The sequence below is a fragment of the Pseudomonas sp. Sample_9 genome (assembly GCF_004307535.1).
In the GTDB taxonomy this organism is placed as follows: domain Bacteria; phylum Pseudomonadota; class Gammaproteobacteria; order Pseudomonadales; family Pseudomonadaceae; genus Aquipseudomonas; species Aquipseudomonas mercuritolerans.
Genome location: NZ_RAZO01000285.1, coordinates 1 through 2,892, shown reverse-complemented (window position 1 = coordinate 2,892; position 2,892 = coordinate 1). Strand labels below are relative to the sequence as shown.

Genomic DNA, 2,892 nt, shown 5'->3' with positions numbered 1-2,892 from the left:
GCTCACGGGCTCTATTCATTCGGGCGAGGGGGTGACCCGGCAACTTTTGCGGTTGCGAATCTGCTCGTCGCTGGGTCTCTCGCGAACGAATTCGAAGCGTGGTTCGCCTTCGCTGTAATGCACCAGCCAGCCCCATTCCAGTTCGCTTTCGTCCTGTCCGGGATGCGGTGGCCGGGCCCACCAGGGTTCTTTGCTGAGGATCTCGCGCATGGCAGCCTCCGGTTGATGGCAATCCTTGAACTATAGCTTCCTGTCGCGAGTCGTCAGAACAGGCTGTGTAGAATCGGCGCGATCATGACGATATGGGGGGCAGGGCGATGATGGATGAAGTGCGCAGGGATGAACCGTCGAAACGGCTGTTTTTCGCTTTGGACTGCCCGCCGGCGCAGCGCAAGGCAATCGCCCAGTGGCGCGCGGAACTGGGCCTGCGCAGCGGCAAACCGGTGCCGGCGGATAACTTTCATCTGACTCTGCTGTTCCTCGGTGCGGTGCCGCTGGCGCAAATCCATGGCGTCTGCGAAGCAGCGGGCAGTGTGCGTATTCCCGGCGAAACGTTGCGCATTGCGCTGGATCGCTTGCAGGTCTGGCATCGCGCCGGTGTGCTATCGCTGGCACCGGAACAGGCGCCGCCAGCGTTGTTGCGCCTGGTCTACGCGCTGGAACAGGCGATGCTGCCGTTCGGTTTTGACGAGCCCACCCACGAGTTCCGCCCGCACCTGACACTGGCGCGGGAGTACCGCGCCCCGGAGCCGGAAGCGCGCACGCCGCCGGAGTTCTTTCTGCGTGCTGAACGCTTCGCTCTGTTCGAATCGCACAAGGGCCGCTATCGGGTTGTGCAGGACTGGCCGCTGATCTGAACGGACAAAAAAAGGCGCCCGAAGGCGCCTGCAAATTCACCCGAGCCGAGGGAGCCGGGTGAGGCCGTTCAGAGCAGGGTGCAGCGGTGGTAAGGCGCTGCGTGAACGGAAAATTTTCAGCACTGCATTGCTTCATTGTGGGAGCGAGCCTGCTCGCGAAGGCGTCGGCACATCCAACATTTTCGTCGCCTGTCCTACCGCTTTCGCGAGCAGGCTCGCTCCCACACTTTTGATCATCGCTGTTTTTATTTACCGAGCTTCACCCGCGTCCAGCCGCGCGTCATGATCCGCTGCGTGGCAATCGGCTGATCCGGCACTGCATACAACGTCGCCATCACCGCTTGCGACGGATACGAGCCCGGTTCGTTGCGGATCGCTTCGTCCACCAGTGGCGTGGCCGCTGCGTTGGCGTTGCTGTAGCCGATGCTGTTGGTGACTTCGGCGATGATGTCCGGGCGCATCAGGAAGTCCATGAACAGGTAGGCGTTGTCGACGTTCGCCGCATCACGGGGTATCGCGACCATGTCGTAGAAACTGCCGGCGCCTTCCTTGGGAATGCTGTAGTCGATCACCACGTTGTTGCCCGATTCCACCGCGCGGGCCTTGGCCTGCAGGACGTCGCCGGAGTAACCGACCGCCACGCAGATGTTGCCGTTGGCCAGATCGGAGATGTACTTCGAGGAGTGGAAGTACGCCACGTAAGGGCGGATTTTCATGAACAGCGCTTCGGCTTCGGCGATGTGCGCCTTGTCCTTGTCGTTCACCGCATAGCCCAGATAGTGCAGGGCGGCCGGGAGCATTTCGGTCGGCGAATCGAGGAAACTGATGCCGCAGGCTTTGAGCTTTTCCGCGTTCTCCGGTTTGAACAGCAAGTCCCAGGAGTTGGTCGGAGCGTTGGCGCCGAGTACTTCCTTGACCTTCGCCGGATTGAAACCGATGCCGATCGAGCCCCACATGTACGGGAACGCGTGCGCGTTGTCCGGATCACTGGCGGCGGCGTTTTTCAGCAGCACCGGGTTGAGATTCTTCCAGTTCGGCAGCTTCGATTTGTCCAGCGGCTGGTAGACGCCGGCCTTGATCTGCTTGGCCAGAAAACTGTTCGACGGCACCACGATGTCGTAGCCGGATTTGCCCGCGAGCAGGCGCGCTTCCAGGGTTTCGTTGCTGTCGAAGACGTCGTAGGTCACGCGAATGCCGGTCTCGTCTTCGAACTTTTTCACGGTGTCCGGCGCGATGTAATCGGACCAGTTGTAAACACGCAGCACCTTGTCGTTGGCCTGGGCGCCCATGACCATTGCGCCCATTAAGGACAGTGTCAGCAGAGTCCTGCCAAACATTTTCATCGGTACAACTCCCTTCTTCTTATTCAACAAAACAAAAGCTCGGTGCACTTGAACCTTGTGGCGAGGGGATTTATCCCCGCTCGGTTGCGAAGCAGTCGCAAAACCTGAATACGGAGTCTTCAGGTAGAACTGCAGGGGCCGCTTCGCAGCCCAACGGGGATAAATCCCCTCGCCACAGTTGTTCATCGGTGTTGCTCAGGCAGTCGCCGCTGCCGGCTGTTGCCACGACTCATTCGCGGTCTGATCCATCGCTTCCTGGATCGCTTTTTTGCGGTTGGCCTCTGCCTTGCGGCCGAAGTACCAGACCAGGAAAGTCACCAGCGACACTGCCAGCAGAATCAGGCTGGCCACGGCGTTGATCTCAGGCTTCACGCCCAGGCGCACCGCCGAGAACACCTCCATCGGCAGCGTCGTCGAGCCCGGCCCGGAGACGAAACTCGCCAGCACCAGATCGTCCAGCGACAAGGCAAACGACATCATCCCGCCGGCGGCCAGCGACGGCGCGATCATGGGAATGGTGATGAGGAAAAACACTTTGAATGGTTTGGCGCCGAGGTCCATCGCCGCTTCTTCGATCGACAGATCCAGTTCCCGCAGGCGCGCGGAGACTACCACCGCCACATAAGCGGCACAAAAGGTGGTGTGGGCGATCCAGATGGTGACGATGCCGCGCTCCTGCGGCCAGCCGATCA

The 2,892-nt window shown here is 60.7% G+C and carries 4 protein-coding genes; 1 reads left to right on the top strand and 3 read right to left on the bottom strand.

From position 1 onward, the window contains the following. Nucleotides 1-15: 15 nt before the first annotated feature. The gene (locus D6877_RS15580) at nt 16-210 is read right to left on the bottom strand and encodes a hypothetical protein (RefSeq protein ID WP_024013337.1); all 195 of its coding nucleotides are present in this window, start codon (nt 208-210) and stop codon (nt 16-18) included. A gap of 107 nt (nt 211-317) precedes the next feature. Here D6877_RS15580 and thpR point away from each other — a divergent pair, with 107 nt between their 5' ends. Further along, nucleotides 318-857, top strand: coding sequence for an RNA 2',3'-cyclic phosphodiesterase (thpR, locus tag D6877_RS15575; protein WP_130911367.1), 540 nt, complete (start codon nt 318-320; stop codon nt 855-857). 245 nt (nt 858-1,102) lie between these two features. On the opposite strand, the gene D6877_RS15570 is transcribed toward thpR, so the two are convergent. Both D6877_RS15570 and D6877_RS15565 read right to left on the bottom strand, forming a co-directional pair. Beyond that, nucleotides 1,103-2,200 carry a polyamine ABC transporter substrate-binding protein gene (locus D6877_RS15570; protein ID WP_130911366.1) on the bottom strand — a complete coding sequence of 366 codons (1,098 nt, stop codon included), beginning with the start codon at nt 2,198-2,200 and terminating at the stop codon, nt 1,103-1,105. A 195-nt stretch (nt 2,201-2,395) separates the two neighbouring features. Continuing rightward, nucleotides 2,396-2,892 (bottom strand): ABC transporter permease subunit (locus tag D6877_RS15565; RefSeq protein ID WP_130911365.1); only part of this gene is annotated, 497 nt, incomplete at its 5' end.

Bases quoted from the DNA above. Each gene is read 5' to 3' on its own strand.
- D6877_RS15570 (WP_130911366.1), bottom strand. From the start codon at position 2,200: ATGAAAATGTTTGGCAGGACTCTGCTGACACTGTCCTTAATGGGCGCA.
- D6877_RS15580 (WP_024013337.1), bottom strand. From the start codon at position 210: ATGCGCGAGATCCTCAGCAAAGAACCCTGGTGGGCCCGGCCACCGCAT.
- thpR (WP_130911367.1), top strand. From the start codon at position 318: ATGATGGATGAAGTGCGCAGGGATGAACCGTCGAAACGGCTGTTTTTC.